The 375-nt window shown below is 67.5% G+C and carries 1 protein-coding gene; it reads left to right on the plus strand.

Annotation, left to right across the window (positions count from 1 at the left end; all coding sequences use genetic code 11):
- The coding region (locus FLP08_RS17350) for an oxidative damage protection protein (protein ID WP_033980073.1) at positions 1-243 on the plus strand (243 nt) is incomplete at its 5' end.
- Between the last annotated feature and the right edge of the window lie 132 nt (positions 244-375).

The raw sequence follows: 375 nt of genomic DNA on the forward strand, positions 1-375 counted from the left end.
CACGAAGAGCTGCCCGGCCTCGACCGCCCGCCGTATCCTGGCGCGAAGGGCGAGGACATCTACAACAACGTGTCGCGCAAGGCCTGGGACGAGTGGCAGAAGCACCAGACCATGCTGATCAACGAGCGTCGCCTGAACATGATGAACGCCGAGGACCGCAAGTTCCTCCAGCAGGAGATGGACAAGTTCCTCTCCGGCGAGGACTACGCCAAGGCCGACGGCTACGTGCCGCCATCCGCCTGACCCCCACCCCGCCCGACGGAGGCCGCCATGACCCCATCCCTCTCTGGCCTGCCTCCGATCCGCACCGCGCTGATCGGCTACGGCTTCGCCGGCAAGACCTTCCACGCCCCGCTGATCCGCGCGGTACCGGCG

This window comes from Christiangramia aestuarii, from assembly GCF_009735585.1.
GTDB classification, from domain to species: Bacteria; Bacteroidota; Bacteroidia; order Flavobacteriales; family Flavobacteriaceae; genus Christiangramia; species Christiangramia aestuarii.